The sequence below is a fragment of the Streptomyces sp. NPDC048516 genome (assembly GCF_043199875.1).
In the GTDB taxonomy this organism is placed as follows: domain Bacteria; phylum Actinomycetota; class Actinomycetes; order Streptomycetales; family Streptomycetaceae; genus Streptomyces.
This window is the reverse complement of the sequence record NZ_JBICWS010000001.1, coordinates 478621-497520: the sequence shown is the minus strand read 5'-3', so window position 1 is coordinate 497520 and position 18900 is coordinate 478621. Positions and strand designations below refer to the sequence as shown.

Sequence of the window (18900 nt, the reverse complement as noted above, 5' to 3'; positions counted from 1 at the left end):
CCGGGTCGTCCGGCCCGCCGCCGCGCCACGGGGCCGGACTCAGGCGGCCGCCGGGCGGGCCACCGCCAGATGCCGGACGCCGGACCGTACGGCCCAGAAGAAGACCGCCAGCGCCAGGGCGGCCACGGTGATCGAGTCGTACGGTGCCGGCAGATGGCCGGAGCCCCCGAAGGTGCCCAGCCCGGAGACCACGGTCAGGGCCACGAGGTAGACCACCAGCCAGGCACCGGTGCGGAGTTCGGCACCGAGCGGACGGCTCGGGCCGGCGCCGTCGTCCTCGACGCGCACACCGGGGCGGCGCATGGCCAGGAAGATCAGCAGGCCGCCGAGGACCAGGGGCAGGGCGAGGCGCAGGTCGTCCCAGCCCGACCAGTAGACGAACTCGCTGGCCACCACGAAGCTGAGCGGTGCGATCCAGCGCAGCCCGGGGACCCAGCCGGCGGTGTGGCCGCCCGGCTCGGCGCGGAACACCGCGACCGCGACCGCGGAGGCGGCGTAGATCAGCAGATACATATCGCCCATGACGCTCACGATGTCCTGCCAGCCGCCGAACGGCAGCAGGAAGATCACGATGACGAGGAGGTTGATCGCCAGGGCCCGGCGCGGGATGCCGAACCGCTCGTTGACCTTCATGAAGTACCGCGGGATGGTGCCGTTCTTGGCGAGCGCGTAGGTGTGCCGCGCGTCGATCGCCACGCCGACGTAGGCCGAACCGCCGGGCGAGATCACCGCGTCCGCGTAGAGCAGGCTGGCGAGCCAGTGCAGGTTGAGGATCAGCGCGAGCTGGCCGAACGGCGAGTCGAAGGAAACTCCGTGCCAGCCGTGGCCGAGCAGATTCTCGGGGACGGTGAAGAGGAACGCCAGCTGCAGCGCCAGGTACATGGCGACCGCGAGGCCGATACCGGTGAGGACCGCGGCGGGGATGGTCCGGCGGGGGTTTCGGGTCTCGCCCGAGAAGTCCAGCGGCGCCTGGAAGCCGTTGACGGAGTAGACGATGCCGCCGCCGGCCAGCGCGGTCAGACAGGCGACATAGCCGTACGGGGCGAATCCGCCGTGGTCCGTCAGCCGGCCGGAGTGCCAGCCGGAGGCGATCAGTGCCACCACGGTGATCACCGGGACGAGGATCTTGAACACCGAGATCAGGTTGTTGAGCCGGGCGAACAGCCGCACCGCGAACCAGTTCAGCACCGTCAGCACCACGCTGAGTCCGGTGGCCAGGACCAGTCCCCAGACGGTGAGGGTGTGGCCGTTGTAGATGCCCGGAATGTAGTGCGCGGCGTACTGCATGATCGCGCTGATCTCGGCGGCGGTGCCGCCCACCGACAGCATCGTCGACCAGCCGATGAGGGTGCCGACGAGCCGGCCGCTGGCGAACAGCGGCCAGCGGACCGTGCCGCCGCCCTCCGGGCGGCTGGCGCCGAGCTCGATCATGACCAGGGCGACCAGGCCGCACAACAGCCCGGCCCCGATCCAGGACAACAGCGCCGCGGGGCCGGCCGTCTGTGCCGCGTACAGGGCGGCGAACAGCCAGCCGGAACCGACGATATTGGAGAAGCCGATACCCGTCAGCCCCCAGAAGCCCAGGTCACGGCGCAATCGGCGCTCCTGCGCCAGCACTTGTGGGGCGCCGGCCCCGTCGCCTCCACCTGATACCTGACGCTCCGTCACGAAAGCGGCCTCCTTGATTCACTGTTCCGGCTCGCCGGACCCTACTCGACGATCGCCGAAGAGGAATCTTCCGCTCCACCAGCGGACACTTCCTGCACACAGCGCATCGGACGAACACGCAGCGCAGTGAGGGGGTACCGGAGGGTGCGCCCCGTTCCGTCAGGGACGCCCCGCGGCGGGCTGCCTCATCCGATCCGGTCGACCGGGACGCCGAACGTCGTCGCCAGGCCGTCCCGCCCGGCGTCGGTGAGATGGACGACGCGGCGGTACTTCCCGTGGCGGAGCCATTCCAGGGCGAAGAGCCGGGCGGTGAGGGCGGCGCCGAGCGCGCCGGCCAGATGGTGGCGCTGCTCGGCCCAGTCGACGCAGTAACGGACGGATGCCCGGCGGCGGGGGAGGCGGTCCGTCTCGACGCCGAAGGCGGTCAGCTCCCGGCGGCCGTGCAAAGTGAGGACGTAGACGAGGTCCGTGGCAGCGGCGCCCGCGTCCGGGTCCGTGGCGCCCCCGCTTTGCACCGTCCGCTCGGCGGCGAGGATGTCCTGCTCCTGGAGGGCGCTCATCACGGCGACGCCGAGCCGCCCCGCCAGGTGGTCGTAGCAGAGGCGTGCGCGCCACAGGGCCTTGGCGCGGGTGTCGGCGTTCAGGGACCGCACCGGCAGGGGACGGGCGATCAGGGCGAGCTGTTCCAGAGCGCGGGCGACGTCCGTGGTGGCGAGCCGGTAGTAGCGGTGGCGGCCGTCGAGCTCCACGGTCAGCAGCCGTGCGTCGAGGAGCTTGGCCAGATGGCCGCTGATGGTGGAGTTGCTGACCCCGGCCTCGGCGGCGAGGGCGCCGGCCGGCAGCGCGCCGCCCCCGGCGAGGGCCAGCAGCACCTTGGCGCGGGAGGGGTCACCGATCGCCGCCGCCACATGAGCCACGTCGGTCTCGGTCGGGGCATCCATGTTCCCGACCGTACGCCGCTCACGTTTCGGCAGCGGGCGAAACGTTCTCCCGCTCCGGCCGGGCCCCAGGGGGTGTCTTTCCCTGGCGGGCGGCTCACTCTGGCGGGGCGTCTCACCCTGGCCGGTGTCTCCCCCTGGCGCGAGAACATTTCGGCGTCTGCCGTAAGGATCCGGCAGAACACTGGCCGTATGCCCACGCTCTGCGTACCCACCACGGCACCACGGACCGCGGACCGGCTCACGCCGCTGCCGCTCGTCGCCGTGTGCCTGGGGTACTTCATGGTCATCCTGGACGTCACCGTCGTCACGGTCGCTCTCCCGGCAGTCGGCAGCGCCCTGCACACCGGGGTGACCGGGCTCCAATGGGTGGTGGACGGCTACACCCTGGTGTTCGCCGGGCTGCTGCTCTTCTGTGGCGGACTCGGCGACCGGCTGGGCGGCAAGGCGGTGTTCCTGAGCGGCCTGGTGGTGTTCACCCTCGCCTCCGCCGGATGCGCGCTGGCGCCCACCGCCACGGTGCTGGTCCTGGCCCGGCTCGTGCAGGGGCTGGGCGCGGCGCTGATGGTGCCGGCCTCACTGGCACTGCTGCGGACCGCGTACCCCGGCCGGGCGGCGCGGGCCCGCGCGTTCGGTATCTGGGGCACCGTCGCGGGCCTCGCCGCCGGGGCCGGTCCCGTCCTGGGCGGCGTCCTGGTCGCCGGGCTCGGCTGGCGGTCGGTGTTCTTCCTCAATCTCCCCGTCGGCCTCGCCGCGCTGTTCCTCACCTCCCGTCACGTCCCCCGCTCCCCCGCCGGCCGCACCCGCCGCGGCCTGGGCCTCCCGGCTCAGACCGCGGGGGCGGTGTGCCTCGCGGGCCTGGTCACCGGATGCATCGAGGCCGGGGCGCTGGGCTGGACGCATCCGGCCGTCCTCGGCGCCTTCGCCGGGTGCCTCGTCGGACTCGTCGCCTTCCTCATACTGGAGCGGCGCTCACCCGCCCCGATGCTGCCGCTCGCGCTCTTCCGCGCCCGCGCCTTCTCGGCCTCGGCGGTCATCGGCGTGCTGCTCAACACCGGCTTCTACGGGCTGCTGTTCCTCGCCCCGCTGTACTTCCAGGGAGTTCATCACTACAGCGCCCTGCGGACCGGATGCGCGCTGCTGCCCGCGGTCGGTGTGGTGGCCGTCGGCTCCGCGCTGGCCGGACGGATCACGGCCCGCACCGGACCGCGGCTGCCCATGGTGGCGGGCCTGGTGGTGGGCGCGGCCGGACTGGCCGGCTGGCTCATGGCCGGCCCTGACACGCCGTATCTCGCACTGGTGGCGCCCATGGCCTGCGCCGGCTTCGGCACCGCGCTGACCATGCCGGCCTCCACGGCGGCCGTGATGGAGGCCGCGCCGGGCGAGCGCAGCGGTGCCGCGGCCGCCGTGTTCAATGCCGCGCGGCAGATCGGCAGCGCCCTCGGCGTCGCGCTCTTCGGCACGCTGGTGGCCACCGGGCTCGTCCCGGGCCTGCACACCGCGGTGGGCATCGGCGCCGTGGGCTTCCTCGTCGCGGCGGTCCTCTCCGCCCGCTGCATCCCGGGCACCGGCCCGGCGGAGCACCGGACGCGGGAGAACCGGACGCGGGAGTACCGGACGTGACGGGCGGATCCGGCTGCCGGCTGCCGGCTTGCCGGGCGGGAAGCACCGGCCGGAGGTGCGCCCGCCCGAGGCTCAGCCGCAGCTCCAGCAGCCCGACCAGCATGCGGTGTGCCGGGCGTGGGGACGCCGGGCGGCGGGCCGCTCCTCGGCGTGGCCGGGCTCGGCGAGGGCGCGCAGACCGGCGAGTTGCGCGCACAGCACGACGCTGATCGCCGCGATTTCCTCGGGCTCGGCATGGCCCTTCTCGATACGCAGCCAGGAGGCGGGCAGGCCGTCGAGCGGCATCCCCTCGGCGGCCGGCACCGCGTCATCGACGGCCGTGCCCTCGCCCGCGGCCGCAGCATCCCCGGCCGCCGCGCTCTCGCCGGTGGCCCCGTCCGACTCGGTGACCCCGTCCTCCTCGGCGGGGGTGTCCGCAGCGACGGGTGCGGGCTCGCCCGTGACCGTGCCCGCGCCGATGGCCGTGCCGTCGGCGGCGACGGCGGCTGCGCCGAGGGCGTCACTCGCCTCGGTGGAGGTGCCGTCACCGGCGGGTCTGGCCTCGCCGATGACTGTGCTCGCGTCGGTGGATGTACTCATGTGAGGTCCGTCGGATCGGTGGTGGAGCGCGGTAGGTGACCAGCGGCCCCGGCGTTGCGCTGTGCCGTGTCCGGGCAGGTCACAGGGCCGACGCTAGAAGCGCTCCATGGCCCTGTCGCGCGGAGGGCACGCGTGCTGCGCCATTCGGACGACCGGCCCGTGGCCAGGGCGTGATATCCGGCACCGATGCCGTGTTGCTCCCGGCCGCCGCGTCGTGGGCGACGAGCATCGCGCACAGGTTGGTGCCACGTACGCGGCTTCCGGACGACTCAGTAGTCAGGATGGGCGGGACGATGAGATGTGATCAGGCCGGGGACGAACATGCCCCTGTGCGCGAAGACGGACGCCGGGGCTTCCTCAAGTGCGCGGCGGGGATCGCGGGTGTCGCGGCCGCGACGGGGCTCGGCGGTCAGGCAGCCGCCGCCGCTGCGGACCGTTCCGCGAGCGGGCTCCGCGACAACGCGGGACTGCCCGACAAGGTGCCCTTCCAGGGCCGCCATCAGGCCGGCATTGTGACTCCCCAGCAGCTCTTCGCCGGGTTCGTCGGCTTCGATGTGGTGGCCGAGGGCCGCGAAGGACTGACCGAGCTGTTCCAGAAGCTCACCACGCGCTGCCGGGTGCTGACGGACGGGGTGAAGCCGCTGGACGAGCAGGTCGCCTCGGAACGGCCCACCCCCGACTCGCTCACCATCACGCTCGGCGTCGGCGCCTCCCTGTTCGACGACCGGTTCGGGCTCTCCGGCCACAAGCCCCGGCACCTCAAGGCCATGCCGGCGTTCCCCGACGACCGGCTGGAGCCGGCGCGCTGTCACGGTGACCTGTCGCTGCAGATCTGCGCCCAGCACCCGGACGCCATCGTCCATGTGCTGCGCGATCTGGCACGGGAGACGCACGGCCTGCTGCGGCCCCGTTGGCGCGCGGACGCCTTCCTCAACCCGTCGCGGCCCTCGGGCTCACCGCGTACCTTCATCGGCTTCAAGGACGGCATCGTCAATCCGGACACCGGATCGGCCCGGGAGATGAACCGGCTGATGTGGGTGACCCCGCCCTGCGGTGAGCCGGACTGGGCGCTGGGCGGCAGCTATCAGGTGCTGCGTCTGATCCGCTTCCACATCGAGAAGTGGGACAAGGTGCCGGTGGCCCGGCAGGAGCAGATCTTCGGGCGGCGCAAGGCGAGCGGTGCCCCCCTGGACGGCAAGCAGGAGAATGACCCGCCGAAGTACCGCGACGACCCGCACGGCAGGAAGATCCCGCTCGACTCACATATCCGGCTGGCCAACCCGCGCACCGAGAAGACCGACAGGTCCCGCTTCCTGCGCCGGAGTTACAACTACGACCAGGGCTTCGACCAGTCCGGACGGATGGACCTGGGACTGGTCTTCTGCGGCTACCAGCAAAACCCCGAGCGGCAGTTCGCGACCGTCCAGCGGCGGCTGCGGCACGAGCCGCTGTCCAAGTTCATCACCCCGCTCGGCGGAGGCTACTTCTTCATCCTGCCCGGGGTACGGGACGCCGACGACTGGTTCGGTTCCGGGCTGCTGAAGAAGACCTGAGCGCAAGGGACACCCACGCCGAGGGCGGCACCGGGGAACCGGTGCCGCCCTCGGTCGTACGCCGGGGGACCGCTCAGCAGATCCGCGGCAGCTGCTCCCCCAGCGGCAGATCGACCACCCGGGTGCCGCCCAGCGGGGTGCCGGCCACCACCATGCCGGGGTGGGTGGCGACGGCCTCGCCGATGATCGCGGCGCCGGCTCCCAGAGGGTGCGCGCGCATGGCGTCCAGCACGGCGTCGGCGTGCTCGCGGGGCACGAAGGCCACCAGCTTGCCCTCGTTGGCGACGTACATCGGGTCCAGGCCGAGGATCGCACAGGCGTTGGCGACGGCCGGCGGAACCGGGATGGCACGTTCCTGGATGACGATGCCGGTGCACGAGGCGGTGGCGATTTCGCACAGCGCGGCGGCCAGCCCGCCACGGGTGGGGTCGCGCAGCACATGCAGGTCGGGGGTGACGGCGAGCATGGCCTCGACGAGGCCGCCGAGGGCCGCGCAGTCACTCTCGATCTCGACGCCGAATTCCAGCCCCTCGCGGACGCTCATGATGGCCACGCCGTGCAGGCCGATGTCGCCGCTGACGATCACCACATCGCCGGGGGTGACGCGCTGCGGGCGCAGATCGACGCCCGCCGGGATCAGCCCGATGCCGGCGGTGTTGAGGTAGACGCCGTCGCCGTGGCCCGCCTCGACGACCTTGGTGTCGCCGGTGGCCACCTCGACACCGGCGGCCCGCGCGGCCGCGCCCATGGCGTCGGCGACACCGGCGACCACCGGCATCTCCACGCCTTCCTCCAGGATGAAGCCACAGGAGAGGTAGGCGGCCCGGGCGCCGCTCATGGCGAGGTCGTTGACGGTGCCGTTGACGGCGAGGTCGCCGATGCAGCCGCCGGGGAAGAAGAGCGGCCGGACGACATAGGAGTCGGTGGAGAACGCGAGGCGCACACCGCCGAGGGACACCGCGGCGGAGTCACCGAGCTGGGCAAGGATCTCGCCGCCGAAGGCAGGGGCGAAGATCTGCTGGACGAGTTCCGCGGACAGTGCGCCGCCCCCGCCGTGTCCCATGACGACGCGGGGCTGGTCGCGGAGCGGGGTGGGGCAGGTCCAGCCGGAGATGTCGACGGTGGGCAGGCCGCGGTCGGCCGGGGTGGGGCCGCCGCGGGTGGAACCGCCGGGGGTGGGGTGGACGGTGTCAGACAACGGGGCTCGCCTCCTGGGGGGTGGGCGTGGTGCCGAGTCGGCGGTAGAGGTAGTAGGCGGCGCAGGCGCCCTCGCTGGAGACCATGGTGGCGCCGAGCGGGGTGCGCGGGGTGCACAGCGTCCCGAAGGCCTCGCACTCGTGCGGCTTGATGAACCCCTGGAGGACTTCCCCGCTGCGGCAGGCGGCGGGTTCCTTGGTGGTGATGCCGCCTACGGAGAAGCGGTGCTCGGCGTCGTAGTCGCGGTAGCGCTCCGACAGCCGCCAGCCGCTGGCCGGGATGGTGCCGATGCCGCGCCAGGAACGGTCGGTGACCTCGAAGACATCCGCGAGCATGGCCCGGGCCGCCGGGTTGCCCTCGCTGCGTACGGCGCGGGGGTAGGCGTTGTCCACGGTGTGTTCGCCGCGCTCCAGCTGGCGGACGGTGCGGCGGATGCCCTCCAGGATGTCCAGGGGCTCGAAGCCGGTGACCACGATCGGCACCCGGTGGCGTGCGGCCAGTTCCGGGTACTCCTCCATCCCCATCACACTGCACACATGACCGGCGGCGAGGAACGCCTGGACCCGGCAGCCGGGCGAGGTCATGATGGCCTCGATCGCGGGGGGCACCCGGACGTGCGAGACCAGCAGGCTGAAGTTGGGGATGCCGAGCTTACGGGCCTGATACACCGTCATGGCATTGGGCGGTGCGGTGGTTTCGAAGCCGATGCCGAAGAACACCACCTCGCGGTCCGGGTTCTGCTGAGCGATCTTCAGCGCGTCGAGCGGGGAGTAGACGACCCGTACATCGCCGCCCCGGCTGCGCACCTGGAACAGGTCCCGGTCGCTGCCGGGGACGCGGAGCATGTCACCGAAGGAACAGAAGATCACGTCGGGGCGGGCGGCGATCTCCAGGGCCTTGTCGATGACCTCCAGCGGCGTCACACAGACCGGACAGCCCGGCCCGTGGATCAACTCGACCTGCTCGGGCAGCAGTTGGTCGATGCCGTGGCGGATGATGGTGTGGGTCTGCCCGCCGCAGACCTCCATCAGGGCCCAGGGCCGGGTCACCGTGGACCGGATCTCGTCCAGCAGCCGGCGGGCGAGCTCGGGGTTCTGGAACTCGTCGAGGTACTTCACCGGCCCGCCTCCTGCGCTCCGTCGCCCACCGCGGCCGCGGGTGCGGCACCCACCCCGGCGCCCAACCCGGCGCCCGCCCCGGTGGCGGACCCGGTGGCGGACCCGGTGTCCGCCTCATCCCATTCCGGGGGCGCGGCCGCCGCCTCCCAGGGGTCGCCGAACTCCTCCTGCAGCAGGCCCAGTTCCTCGAACAGGGCCAGGGTCTTGCGGGCGGACTCCTCGTCCAGCCGTTGCAGCGCGAAGCCGACGTGGACGATGGCGTACTCGCCGACCTGCAGGTCGGGGACGTACTCCAGACACACCTCCTTGACCACACCGCCGAAGTCGACGGTGGCCATCCGGGTGCCGTCCCGTTCCTCGATGTCCAATACCTTGCCGGGTACCGCCAGGCACATGGGGCCTCTCCTCGTCGTGGGTATGTTGCTCTGCCGCGCCGTGGCGCCGCTCAGCGCGCGGCGGCTCCTGCGGTGCGCGCCGCCACGACGAGCTGGCCGAGCGCCAGTCCGCCGTCGTTGGGCGGGACGCGGCGGTGGCGCAGGACGGTGAAGCCGTCCTCCCGCAGGAGGCGGGCGGTGGCCTCGGCCAGCAGGGTGTTGGCGAAGACGCCGCCGGTCAGTGCCACGGTCGTCAGGCCCGCGCGCTCCCGGGCCAGCGTGCAGCCCCGGCGGACGAGGTCGGCGACCGCGGTGTGGAAGCGGGCCGCGATCAGCGCCGGGGCGGTGCCTGCGCGCAGGTCCGCGACGACGGCGGCGAGCACCGGCGCCGGGTCGGCGACGGTGTCGGCGCCCGTCGTGCCCATCGGCGCGGCGCGCAGCGCGAACGCATAGCCGGGCCCGTGGTCCTCGCCCGCGGTCAGGGCCGCGGCTTCGAGGGCGACCGCGGCCTGGGCCTCGAAGCCGGTGAGGTGGCAGATCCCGGCCAGCGAGGAGACGGCGTCGAAGAGACGGCCCATGCTGGAGGTGGGCACGCAGTTGAGGTGGCGCTCCAGCTGACGGGCCAGCAACTGCCGCTCCTGCGGCGGGCAGGCGGCCACCGGCGGCAGGTCCTCGGCCCAGTCGAGGCCGGCGGCGCGCAGATGGGCCAGGGCCATCCGGTAGGGGCGCCGAACCGTGGCGTCGCCGCCGGGCAGCGGGACGTAGGCGAGCTGGCCGAAGCGCCGGTATCCGTCGTAGTCGGCGAGCAGGATCTCGCCGCCCCAGACGGCGTGGTCGTCGCCGTAGCCGGTGCCGTCGAAGGCGACGCCGATGACGGGGTGGCCGTCACGGAGGCCGTGTTCGGCCATGGCCGCGGCGACATGGGCGTGGTGGTGCTGGACGCGGACCAGCGGCCGTCCGTCGGTGTGGCGCTGTGCCCACTGCCCGGAGCGGTAGCCGGGGTGCCGGTCGGCGGCGAGCATCTGCGGGCGCACCCCGGTGACCGTCTCCAGATGCGCCTCGGCCTCCTCGAACGCGAGCTGCGTCGCCAGGTCGTCCATGTCGCCGATGTGCGCAGACAGCCACGCGCGGTCTCCCTCGCCGAGGCAGAGCACGTTCTTGAGGTCGCCGCCGACCGCGAGCGCGGGCCGGACCGGTACCGGGAGCGCAACGGGCAACGGGGCATACCCGCGCGAGCGGCGGATGAACAGCGGTTCCCCGTCGCTGAGGCGGACCACGGAGTCGTCGCACGGGATACGGATCGGCCGGTCGTGGGTGAGCCAGGCGTCCGCCAGGTGCGCAAGGCGCCGTACGGCTTCGTCGTCGTCGGTGACGATCGGTTCGCCGGCGACATTGCCGCTGGTCATGACGAGCAGCCGGGGCCCGTGGGGGTCCCCCCGCTCGAACGAAGCCGAGAGGGGGGGAGGGTCGCCGGGCAGCCCGAGCAGCAGGTGGTGCAGCGGGGTGTACGGCAGCATGACGCCCAGGTCGGGGCTGCCGGGGGCGACGGCGTCGGACAGCACCGGCGCGTCCGGGGCCGGTGCGGGGTCCTGGTGGCGGCGCAGCAGGACGATGGGGCGTACGGTCCCGGTGAGCAGGGCGCGCTCCCCGGCCCGTACGCGGACCAGGTGCTCGATGTCCGCGAGTTGACGGGCCATCAGGGCGAAGGGCTTGTCGCCGCGGTTCTTCCGGGCGCGCAGCAGGGCGACGGCTCTGTCGTCGGAGGCGTCGCAGACGAGGTGGTAGCCGCCCAGGCCCTTGACCGCCACGATCGCGCCGTCGGCAAGCAGCCGGCGGGCGTCGGCGACCGGGTCGGGACCGGCCGCCGGGCGCGGCGGGCGGGTGCGGTCGGCCGGGTCCGCGGTCAGCAGCCGCAGCCGGGGGCCGCAGTCGTGGCAGGAGATGGGCTGCGCGTGGAAGCGCCGGTCGGCGGGGTCCGCGTACTCCCGTGCGCAGCGGGGGCACATCGGGAAGCGGTCCATGGTCGTCAGCGCACGGTCGTAGGGGACCGCGGTGACGATGGTGAAGCGTGGCCCGCAATGGGTGCAGGTGAGGAAGGGGTGGCGGTGGCGGCGGTCGGCCGGGTCGGTCAGCTCGGCGAGGCAGGCCTCGCAGGTGGCGGCGTCCGGGGAGACCAGAGTGCGGGAGAGGCCGTCGGCGCGGGAGGGGAGGATGCGGAATCCGGCGTCGCCGGTCACCGCGACGTCCTCGGCGTGGACGGCCTCGACCACGGCCAGCGGTGGCGCGTCGCTGCTGATCCGCCGGCGGAACAGGGCGAGCGCGGCGGCGGCCCCCTCGACCTCGGCGACGACGCCCTCGCCGGTGTTGGTCACATGGCCCGTCAGGCCCAGTTCCATGGCGAGGGTGTGGACGAAGGGGCGGAAGCCGACGCCCTGGACGACGCCGCGCACGGTGATCCGGCGGCGTCCGGCGGCTGTCGCGGGGGCCTTCGCGGTGCCCGCCTCGGCCTGCCCGGTGGTCATGAGCGGCTCGACGCCACGGTGTCGGGGTCGGGGTCGGTGGTGTGCGGGCGGCCGCTGTCCTGGGCCCGCGGGGCGTGGGCGTGTTCGCGGTGGTGGCCGTGGCCGTGACTGTGGTCGTGGCTGTGGTCCCCGTGGTGGCTGTGGTCCGTGCCGTGGGTGTGGGCCTCGGCATGGAGGTGGCCCTCGTCGTGCGGCTGGCCGTCCCCGGCGTCATGAACGTGATGGGACTTGCGGGTCATGACCGGGATGTGCACCGGCGCTCCGTCGCGCGCGGCCAGCGCCCGGTCCACCAGGACGCCGTCCCCTTCGCCCCGGCGCGCCGAGGTGAGGACGACCTCGACACCGGGGTTGATGCGTTCGACGTTGGCGCGGAACTCCGCCTCGTCGAAGGAGACCGCCTCGGCGATGTCGGTCTTGGTGACCACGACCAGATGGGCGAGCCCGAAGGCGGTGGGGTACTTCAGCGGCTTGTCCTCGCCCTCGGTCACCGACGCCAGCACGATGCGCAGCGTCTCCCCCAGGTCGTAGGAGGCCGGGCAGACCAGATTGCCGACGTTCTCGATGAACAGCAGCCGGGTGTCGGCGGGCAGCCACCCGTGGAGGTGCCCGCCCAGCATCTCGGCCTCGAGGTGGCAGAGCCCGTCGGTCAGTACCTGTTTGACGGGCACGCCGGAGCGGGCCAGCCGTACGGCGTCGTTCTCGGTGGCGAGGTCGGCGGTGAGCGCCGCGACCGGGATGCCCCGGCTGCGGGCGAGGGTGAGCTCCCGCTCCAGGAGGGCGGTCTTGCCGCTGCCGGGGCTGGAGAGCAGGTTGACGACCGCGGTGCCACGCGCGGCCAGGTCCTCGCGCAGGGTGTGGGCGCAGGCGTCGTTCTTGGCAAGGACCGCCTGTTGCAGGTCGACGACACGGCACATGGTTCAGCGCTCCTCAGGAATCGGGGCGTGTGCCGGGGCGTCGTTCCAGCACACACGGATGATCTGCAGTTCCCGGCCGGACAGCAGCTCGGTCGTCGCCCCGCCGCATCCGGGACAGCTGAGCTGTGGTGGCATGCCCACCGGCCAGGTGTCCGCACAGGGGCCGCAGCGGGCGCGGGCCGGGACGGGTTCGGTGATGAGCTCGGCCCCCTCCAGCACCGTTCCGGCACAGGCGAGTTCGAAGGAGAAGGCCAGCGCGCCCGGGACCACCCCGGCCAGTTCGCCGACCTGCAGCCGGACGCTGTTGACGGTGGTGGACCCGGTGGGCCGGGCGGCGTTCTCGACCTGCTCCACGACCGCGAGCGCGATGGACATCTCGTGCATCGGTCCCTCTCTGGTGCGGGCACGACCGGGTGCCGCCCGGCTTCATTAGACGGCGCGGCCGGAGGGCGGCTGCGGTGCCTCGCCGGGGTGGCGCGGTGGCGTACACCGTTCGGTGCAGCGCCACCCGTCACATGGACCGGATGCGCAAATAGCGCTTGACGTCGGGCAGTACGGCCTTGAGGGCAACGGCGAGCGTGGCGGCGAGCGCCCCGCCCAGGGCGAGCTTCAGCATGGTGTCGTGTTCCTCTCATCACTGGTGTGCGGTGCCGCGGCGGCCGGTGCCGGCTCCGCCGTGCCGACCAGCCGCAGGATCAGCCCCACGGCCTCGTCGACCGCGGCGTCGACCGGTTCGCTGAGCCCGATGCCCTCGGCGACATCGGCGGGTTCACAGCCGACGACCAGGACGCGTTCCGGGCGGCGGCCATCGGTACCCGCGCTGAGTGTGTCGAGCAGCGCGAGCACGGTGTCGGGGGTCATGTGGTGACCGTCGAGCGCGGTGTCGTGGGGACGGGCGCCGGCCGGAGCGGTGGCGTCGAGGAGGTGGACGGTACCGGGTTCGCCGCCGCGCGCGCAGGCGTCCACCAGCAGCACCGTGTGGTAGCCGTCCAGCATCCGGTAGGCCAGGTGCACACCGCGTACGCCGATGTCGACGACCTCGACCTCGTCCCGCAGCCGGTGCTCGCCCAGCCGTCGTACGACCTCGACACCGAATCCGTCGTCGCCGAGGAAGATATTGCCGACGCCGGCGATCAGGGTCTTGGCGGGTGGTCCGGCGACCGGCGCTTCGGCGTTCACGCGTCCTCCAGGGGGGCGATTTCGTCGGGTTGGAAGTACAGGAACCGGCCCTGCTCGCGCCGGATGTCGACGCCCGGGTCGCCCTCGACGGTCACCGCGAGGTGCACCCCGCCGTCGACGTCGTGCAACACGGCCTCGACCTGGGCGGTGCGGCCCTGGAGAAAGAGGTCCTGGGCGTCGGTGCGACGGAGTCCGGGCCGCAGCAGCACCCGGCTGCCGGCGCCGACCGAGTGCCCGTCGACCGTGATCCGGTCGCGTACGGGGTCGACGCTGCGGTCGCTCTCCGGATCCCACCAGGGGGTGTCCGGGCGCAGGCCCGGCACGTCGGGGGCCAGGTCGTCGGGTGCGGCCGGGCCCGGGCCGGTGACCTCGCGCAGTGCCCGTACGGCGCCGTGCAGACGTTCCAGCACCTCGGGCGGCATGGTGTCGGCGAGCTCGATGACCTCGGCGGCACGGGGGTCGGTGCCGCGGGCCTCGCGCTTCTCCTGGTCGGTGAGGGCAGCGGTGCGCAGGGCGAGGATTTCGTCGATCTCCAGGGCGTCGTAGAGTGCGCCGGGGCTCTCGGGGGCGATGGCCGGGTGGTCCTCCAGGATGATCGGGGAGGACAGGACCACATCGGCGCGGCCCGAGTCTCCGGCCAGCACGGGCCAGACGTGCTCGTTGCGGCAGGCCGCGGCGGCGCCCGTGGCCCACTCCGGCGGGTCGGTCATGGACACGAACGAGCCCGCGCTCAGGCCGAGGAAGAGATGGGCGCCGACCAGCGAGTGCGGCAGCGCCGAGTCACGGTCGGCGCCGGTGTCCTCCGGTTGCCAGCCGCTGGTGTTCTCGACGGTCGCGGTCAGCCGCTGCGCCGCGTAGGGGCCGTCGAGTTCGCTCGCGGTCAGCCGCACGCGTCCCCGGAGCTCCGCGCGGCGGCGCACCAGCCTGCCGACGAGGCGCCCGTCCGCGTCGTGCACGGGCTCGGTCTCCTCTGCCGCGGGCCGGGTGAACGGGACGGTGACGCCCTCGCCGGTCAGCCGGGAGATGCCGGCCGCGAGCGGGACACGCTCCTCGACGCCCTCGTCCCAGGGGACCAGTACCCGGTCGGGCAGTTCGAGTTCCGCGACGGTCTCGAACCCGCCGTCCGGACGCAGGCGTTGGACGGTGCGCCGCTGTGCGTGCAGAAACCGCAGCTCGGCCGAGAGCCGGGCCCCCGACCTGGGTTCCATGAGGCATTCGGTGCGCTGGAAGGAGTGCTCCGCACTCCGGGCGCCCCAGTGCGGCGGCACGAGGACGCCGAACTGCCAGCGGAGTTTGTTCTTGGCGGCGGAGGCGCGGTACGGGTAGAGCACATAGCCCTCGAACAGCACGGCGTCCGCCACTTGGCGGGCGGTGGCGAAGCGGTCCGCCGTCTCGTCGGGCAGGACGCTGGTCGTCACGGTGCGGTCCTTTCGGTGACGGGGTGGACGGCGGCGGGGTGGACGGCGGCGGGGCGCGCGGCGGCACCGGGGAAGCGGCGGGCGCGCGGTGCGGGCGGTTCGGTGCCCTCCGCGGTGGCCAGCAGCGACTCGACGGTCGCCTGCCAGGAGGGCAGGGCGTGCCGTGAGCGGTAGGCGAGCAGTGCGTCGAGGGTTTCGCGGGGCAGCCGGAGCCAGCCGCAGCCGGGGAAGTGCGTCTCGGTCATCTCCTGCCAGACGGCCACCGGCATCCGCACGGACGCTTCCTTGTTCCAGGGCACCGGCTCGACGTGGAAGCCGCCGCTGCCGGCGAACACCGTGCCGGAGAACAGCAGCAGGAGCGGGATCTCGCCGTCGCGCAGCGCATGGAAGTAGCGGCCGGCCGCGACCTCCAGGTCGTAGCCGCACGGGACCGGGAGGTCCACCTCGGTCTCACCCGTGAAGCCGGGGACGACCAGGGAGACCTGGGCGAACTGCAGGGGCTGCAGCGTGCTGCCCCAGCGGGACCGCTCGCCGAAGAGATCGCTGAGCGCTTCGGCCTCGTCGGGGCGGTAGCCGCGCCGGGCCGGCTCGATGCGGAGCTGGCAGCGCAGCGCGACGGCGTGCACCCGGGCCCCTTCGGCGGCGGTGATCCGCAGCCGGAAGAGCAGGGTGGGGGCGGCGGCGTAGCGGTCGGCGCGGACACCGGTGCACTGGAAGGACAGATCGGTCACGGCCGGTCGCCCTCCTTCGGCTCACGGGCCTTGCGGGCGACCTTGGCGAAGAAGTCGCAGAGCGCGGTGCGCGCTTCGGCCCCGCCGTCGAAGCCCTGCCACAACAGGCGCATCCGGCCGACGAGTTCGTAGCAGATGTCGACGGGCACCAGATAGCAGTCGATCCGGCCCTCGGAGCGGCGCAGCAGCAGCGCCTCCACATCGGGCCGCAGGAGGCCGGCCAGCCGGCTGGCGGCCAGCACGCTCTGCCAGGTCGAGGGGTCGAGTTCGCTCTCGGTGGCGCCGGCCGGGCTGGGGTAGAGCGCGACCAGCCGGTCGTCGGCGTGGCGCAGGAAGAAGACGACGCCGACGGGGATCTGGAGGAGGTTCCAGGCCGCGTCGTCGAGGGTGTGGCCGGGGTCGACGAGATAGCGGTCGGGGACGGTCTGGAACTGTCCGCCGCCGGCACCGGGCCGGTCGAAGAGCAGTGCGCAGGGGGTGCAGGCGCAGGCCAGCGCGCGGCGTTCGGTGTTCACCAGGTGGCGGTGGTTGTGCTCGGCCAGCACGACTCCGCACAGTTCACAGCGTTCGGGGGTGGGCGGTACCGGCGCGCGGAAGCGGCGCAGGCCGCGGTGGGCGGCCGCTGGTCCGAGCCGCGGGGGCGCCGCCTGCCGGCCGCTCACGGGGCGGTGGCGGCGGTCGGCGGACGACGGGAGATCTGCAGCAGCGCCGGTTCGCTCCGGTCCCCCGCCGCCTCCCACCGCACCGAGGTCACCTCGGGCGCGAAGCAGGACACGGCGGCCTCGACGGCCTGCCTGGCCTGCTGGTTCGTGCTCGGGCAGCCGCAGCCTCCACCGTCGCCGGCGCGCAGTCGCAGCGCCCCGCTCTCCGCGTCGAACTCCGCGACCTCGGCGGGGTGTTGGCGGCGGACGCTGTCGAGGGCGCGGCCGATGCGTGCCGCGGTGTCCTCGGGGTGCAGGTCGTGCAGCACGAGCAGGCTGGTCACCAGCTCATCGCGGAGCAGCGCCGACCGGGGACCGCCGTCTTCCGTGCCGCTGCCGACGAGGTGCATGATCCGGGCGAGCCCCGCACCGTAGAAGTCCATCAGGACCCGGACCAGTTCCTCGGCGGCGGCGCCCGCCTCGCGGTCGCGCCCGGCGAGGTGGTCCAGTACCTCTTCGACGCGCCGTCCGGTCGTCTCGGCGTTCGGCACGGTGCCCGGGGACGCGGCGCCCCGGGGAGCGCCGGCGCCGGGTGCGGCGGCCTGCGCCGCGGTGGCCCGGGCGCTCATCCCGACAACCCGCTCAGTCCGGTGGGCACATGCATCTTCTGTACGGACTTGCCGCCTCCGACGTACATGTGGACGCCGCAGGGCAGACACGGGTCGAAGCTGCGCACGGCGCGCATGATGTCGATGCCCTTGAAGTTCTCCGGGGAGTTCTCCTCGAAGATCGGGGTGTTCTGCACGGCGTCCTCGTACGGGCCAGGGGTGCCGTAGGTGTCGCGGGTGCTGGCGTTCCACGGGGTGGGCGGGTACGGGTGGTAGTTGGCGATCTTCCCGTCCCGGATGACCATGTGGTGCGAGAGCACACCGCGTACCGCCTCGGTGAAGCCGCAGCCGATGGACTCGTCGGGCACCTCGAACTTCTCCCAGGTCTGGGTGCGTCCAGCCCGGACCTCTTCGAGCCCCTGCTCGGCGAAGTGCAGTGCCATGGCCGCCGTGTACGCCTGGAAGTAGGTGCGCGCGCGGTTACGCTCCAGCGCGTTGCTCCACTTGGGGATCTTCCACTCGAAGCGGGCCTCGGGCTTGGTCATGCTGCGCGGGAGGTCGATGGTGACGCTGTGGCCGGTGGCCTTGACGTACGGGGTGTCGACGAGCCCGGACAGCGCGGTGGACCACAGCCGGGCGATCGGGCCGCCGCCGGTGTCCAGCGCCAGATGCTCGTTGCCGTCGAACCAGCGCGGGGACATCACCCAGCTGTACTTGTCGTTGAAGTCCCGCTTCTGCGGCGCCGGAATGGTGTGCTGGTTCCACGGGTGGCGCGGGTCGACGGGGTTGCCGAGCGGGTCGTGGGTGACGAACAGCTCCTGGCCTTCCCAGTCCTGGTAGTAGGAGCTGCCCAGCAGGATCCGGATGCCGAGGTTGATCTCGGTGAGGTCGTTGGTGACCAGCTTGCCGTCGACGATGATGCCGGGGGTGACGAACATCTTCCGCCCCCAGTCCGTCATGTTGCGATAGGTGAAGTCGCAGTGGTCGGGGTCGTTGAGCGCGCCCCAGCAGCCCAGCAGCACCCGTCGCCGGCCGACTTCCTCGTACCCGGGCAGCGCCTCGTAGAAGAAGTCGAACAGGTCGTCGTGGAGCGGGACGACCCGCTTCATGAACTCCACGTAGCGCATCAGCCGGCTGAGGTAGTCGGTGAAGAGCTGGACGCTGGCGATGGTGCCGACGCCGCCCGGGTAGAGCGTGGAGGGGTGCACATGGCGGCCCTCCATGAGGCAGAACATCTCCCGGGTGTAGCGGCTGACCTGCAGCGCCTCGCGGTAGAACTCGCCCTCCAGTGGGTTGAGGGAGCTCATGATGTCGGCGATGGTGCGGTAGCCGTGCTCGGCGGCGTGCGGGGCCTCGGTGCGCTGGGCGAGTTCCCAGACGCCGGGGTTGGTCTCGCGGACCATCTTTTCGCAGTAGTCGACCCCGACCAGGTTCTCCTGGAAGATGTTGTGGTCGAACATGTACTCGGCGGACTCGCCGAGGTTGATGATCCACTCCCCCAGGTGCGGGGGCTTCACCCCGTAGGCCATGTTCTGCGTGTAGACGGAGCACGTGGCGTGGTTGTCACCGCAGATACCGCAGATCCGGCTGGTGATGAAGTGTGCGTCACGCGGGTCCTTGCCCCGCATGAAGACGCTGTAGCCACGGAAGACGGAGGAGGTGCTGTAGCACTCCGCCACCCGCTTCTGCTTGAAGTCGATCTTCGTGTGGATGCCGAGGCTGCCCACGATCCGGGTGATCGGATCCCAGGACATCTCCGTCAGACCGCTGCCGTCACCGGCCGCCTTTGTCTTCGGTGCCATCGTGAGTGCCGTGCCCTTCTGTTGCGCGCGGAAGT

Annotated in this window: 18 protein-coding genes; 2 read left to right on the top strand and 16 right to left on the bottom strand. The window is 72.6% G+C overall.

Features of this window, described 5'->3' with window-relative positions; genetic code table 11:
- Positions 1-39 precede the first annotated feature (39 nt).
- On the bottom strand, positions 40-1668 hold the full coding sequence (locus ACGFR7_RS02290) for an APC family permease (RefSeq protein ID WP_393312015.1): 1629 nt from the start codon (positions 1666-1668) through the stop codon (positions 40-42).
- Between the two features lie 185 nt (positions 1669-1853).
- The gene (locus ACGFR7_RS02285; protein ID WP_393312013.1) at positions 1854-2609 is read right to left on the bottom strand and encodes a winged helix-turn-helix domain-containing protein; all 756 of its coding nucleotides are present in this window, start codon (positions 2607-2609) and stop codon (positions 1854-1856) included.
- A gap of 189 nt (positions 2610-2798) precedes the next feature.
- Here ACGFR7_RS02285 and ACGFR7_RS02280 point away from each other — a divergent pair, with 189 nt between their 5' ends.
- Positions 2799-4229: an MFS transporter gene (locus ACGFR7_RS02280; protein ID WP_393312011.1), complete on the top strand. Its 1431-nt coding sequence runs from the start codon at positions 2799-2801 to the stop codon at positions 4227-4229.
- A 72-nt stretch (positions 4230-4301) separates the two neighbouring features.
- Here ACGFR7_RS02280 and ACGFR7_RS02275 read toward each other — a convergent pair whose 3' ends face one another.
- Positions 4302-4808, bottom strand: coding sequence for a hypothetical protein (locus ACGFR7_RS02275; RefSeq protein ID WP_393312009.1), 507 nt, complete (start codon positions 4806-4808; stop codon positions 4302-4304).
- A 293-nt stretch (positions 4809-5101) separates the two neighbouring features.
- On the opposite strand from ACGFR7_RS02275, the gene efeB reads away from it, so the two are divergent.
- Positions 5102-6361: an iron uptake transporter deferrochelatase/peroxidase subunit gene (efeB, locus tag ACGFR7_RS02270; protein ID WP_393312007.1), complete on the top strand. Its 1260-nt coding sequence runs from the start codon at positions 5102-5104 to the stop codon at positions 6359-6361.
- A 73-nt stretch (positions 6362-6434) separates the two neighbouring features.
- On the opposite strand, the gene hypE is transcribed toward efeB, so the two are convergent.
- The 13 genes from hypE to ACGFR7_RS02205 all read right to left on the bottom strand — a co-directional run bounded on the left by hypE (position 6435) and on the right by ACGFR7_RS02205 (position 18865).
- Complete coding sequence (gene hypE, locus ACGFR7_RS02265; RefSeq protein WP_393312636.1) at positions 6435-7490, bottom strand: hydrogenase expression/formation protein HypE; 1056 nt, start codon at positions 7488-7490, stop codon at positions 6435-6437.
- A gap of 61 nt (positions 7491-7551) precedes the next feature.
- Positions 7552-8676 (bottom strand): hydrogenase formation protein HypD, encoded by a 1125-nt coding sequence (gene hypD, locus ACGFR7_RS02260; RefSeq protein ID WP_393312005.1) that lies wholly within the window; start codon positions 8674-8676, stop codon positions 7552-7554.
- Positions 8673-9071 carry a HypC/HybG/HupF family hydrogenase formation chaperone gene (locus ACGFR7_RS02255; RefSeq protein WP_393312003.1) on the bottom strand — a complete coding sequence of 133 codons (399 nt, stop codon included), beginning with the start codon at positions 9069-9071 and terminating at the stop codon, positions 8673-8675. Before ACGFR7_RS02255 ends, hypD begins: the two co-directional genes overlap by 4 nt.
- A 50-nt stretch (positions 9072-9121) precedes the next feature.
- Positions 9122-11572, bottom strand: coding sequence for a carbamoyltransferase HypF (gene hypF, locus ACGFR7_RS02250; protein ID WP_393312001.1), 2451 nt, complete (start codon positions 11570-11572; stop codon positions 9122-9124).
- On the bottom strand, positions 11569-12486 hold the full coding sequence (hypB, locus tag ACGFR7_RS02245; RefSeq protein ID WP_393311999.1) for a hydrogenase nickel incorporation protein HypB: 918 nt from the start codon (positions 12484-12486) through the stop codon (positions 11569-11571). The genes hypF and hypB overlap by 4 nt, the downstream gene beginning before the upstream one ends.
- Before the next feature lie 3 nt (positions 12487-12489).
- Complete coding sequence (locus ACGFR7_RS02240; protein WP_393311997.1) at positions 12490-12870, bottom strand: hydrogenase maturation nickel metallochaperone HypA; 381 nt, start codon at positions 12868-12870, stop codon at positions 12490-12492.
- 127 nt (positions 12871-12997) lie between these two features.
- On the bottom strand, positions 12998-13102 hold the full coding sequence (locus ACGFR7_RS02235; protein WP_393311995.1) for a DUF6893 family small protein: 105 nt from the start codon (positions 13100-13102) through the stop codon (positions 12998-13000).
- Positions 13096-13665 carry a hydrogenase maturation protease gene (locus ACGFR7_RS02230; protein WP_393311993.1) on the bottom strand — a complete coding sequence of 190 codons (570 nt, stop codon included), beginning with the start codon at positions 13663-13665 and terminating at the stop codon, positions 13096-13098. Before ACGFR7_RS02230 ends, ACGFR7_RS02235 begins: the two co-directional genes overlap by 7 nt.
- On the bottom strand, positions 13662-15083 hold the full coding sequence (locus ACGFR7_RS02225) for a hypothetical protein (protein ID WP_393311991.1): 1422 nt from the start codon (positions 15081-15083) through the stop codon (positions 13662-13664). Before ACGFR7_RS02225 ends, ACGFR7_RS02230 begins: the two co-directional genes overlap by 4 nt.
- A complete protein-coding gene (locus ACGFR7_RS02220) occupies positions 15080-15814 on the bottom strand; it encodes a DUF6084 family protein (RefSeq protein ID WP_393311989.1) in 735 nt (244 codons plus the stop codon). Before ACGFR7_RS02220 ends, ACGFR7_RS02225 begins: the two co-directional genes overlap by 4 nt.
- A complete protein-coding gene (locus tag ACGFR7_RS02215) occupies positions 15811-16476 on the bottom strand; it encodes a DUF5947 family protein (RefSeq protein ID WP_393311987.1) in 666 nt (221 codons plus the stop codon). The genes ACGFR7_RS02220 and ACGFR7_RS02215 overlap by 4 nt, the downstream gene beginning before the upstream one ends.
- Positions 16473-17084, bottom strand: coding sequence for a hypothetical protein (locus tag ACGFR7_RS02210; RefSeq protein WP_393311985.1), 612 nt, complete (start codon positions 17082-17084; stop codon positions 16473-16475). The genes ACGFR7_RS02215 and ACGFR7_RS02210 overlap by 4 nt, the downstream gene beginning before the upstream one ends.
- Positions 17081-18865 carry a nickel-dependent hydrogenase large subunit gene (locus ACGFR7_RS02205; protein WP_393311983.1) on the bottom strand — a complete coding sequence of 595 codons (1785 nt, stop codon included), beginning with the start codon at positions 18863-18865 and terminating at the stop codon, positions 17081-17083. Before ACGFR7_RS02205 ends, ACGFR7_RS02210 begins: the two co-directional genes overlap by 4 nt.
- Positions 18866-18900 lie beyond the last annotated feature (35 nt).

Excerpts from the sequence above, each read along its gene's own strand:
- ACGFR7_RS02285 (WP_393312013.1), bottom strand. The coding sequence starts at position 2,609 with ATGGATGCCCCGACCGAGACCGACGTGGCTCATGTGGCGGCGGCGATC.
- ACGFR7_RS02280 (WP_393312011.1), top strand. The coding sequence starts at position 2,799 with ATGCCCACGCTCTGCGTACCCACCACGGCACCACGGACCGCGGACCGG.
- ACGFR7_RS02275 (WP_393312009.1), bottom strand. The coding sequence starts at position 4,808 with ATGAGTACATCCACCGACGCGAGCACAGTCATCGGCGAGGCCAGACCC.
- efeB (WP_393312007.1), top strand. The coding sequence starts at position 5,102 with ATGAGATGTGATCAGGCCGGGGACGAACATGCCCCTGTGCGCGAAGAC.
- ACGFR7_RS02255 (WP_393312003.1), bottom strand. The coding sequence starts at position 9,071 with ATGTGCCTGGCGGTACCCGGCAAGGTATTGGACATCGAGGAACGGGAC.
- hypF (WP_393312001.1), bottom strand. The coding sequence starts at position 11,572 with ATGACCACCGGGCAGGCCGAGGCGGGCACCGCGAAGGCCCCCGCGACA.
- hypB (WP_393311999.1), bottom strand. The coding sequence starts at position 12,486 with ATGTGCCGTGTCGTCGACCTGCAACAGGCGGTCCTTGCCAAGAACGAC.
- ACGFR7_RS02240 (WP_393311997.1), bottom strand. The coding sequence starts at position 12,870 with ATGCACGAGATGTCCATCGCGCTCGCGGTCGTGGAGCAGGTCGAGAAC.
- ACGFR7_RS02235 (WP_393311995.1), bottom strand. The coding sequence starts at position 13,102 with ATGCTGAAGCTCGCCCTGGGCGGGGCGCTCGCCGCCACGCTCGCCGTT.
- ACGFR7_RS02210 (WP_393311985.1), bottom strand. The coding sequence starts at position 17,084 with ATGAGCGCCCGGGCCACCGCGGCGCAGGCCGCCGCACCCGGCGCCGGC.
- ACGFR7_RS02205 (WP_393311983.1), bottom strand. The coding sequence starts at position 18,865 with ATGGCACCGAAGACAAAGGCGGCCGGTGACGGCAGCGGTCTGACGGAG.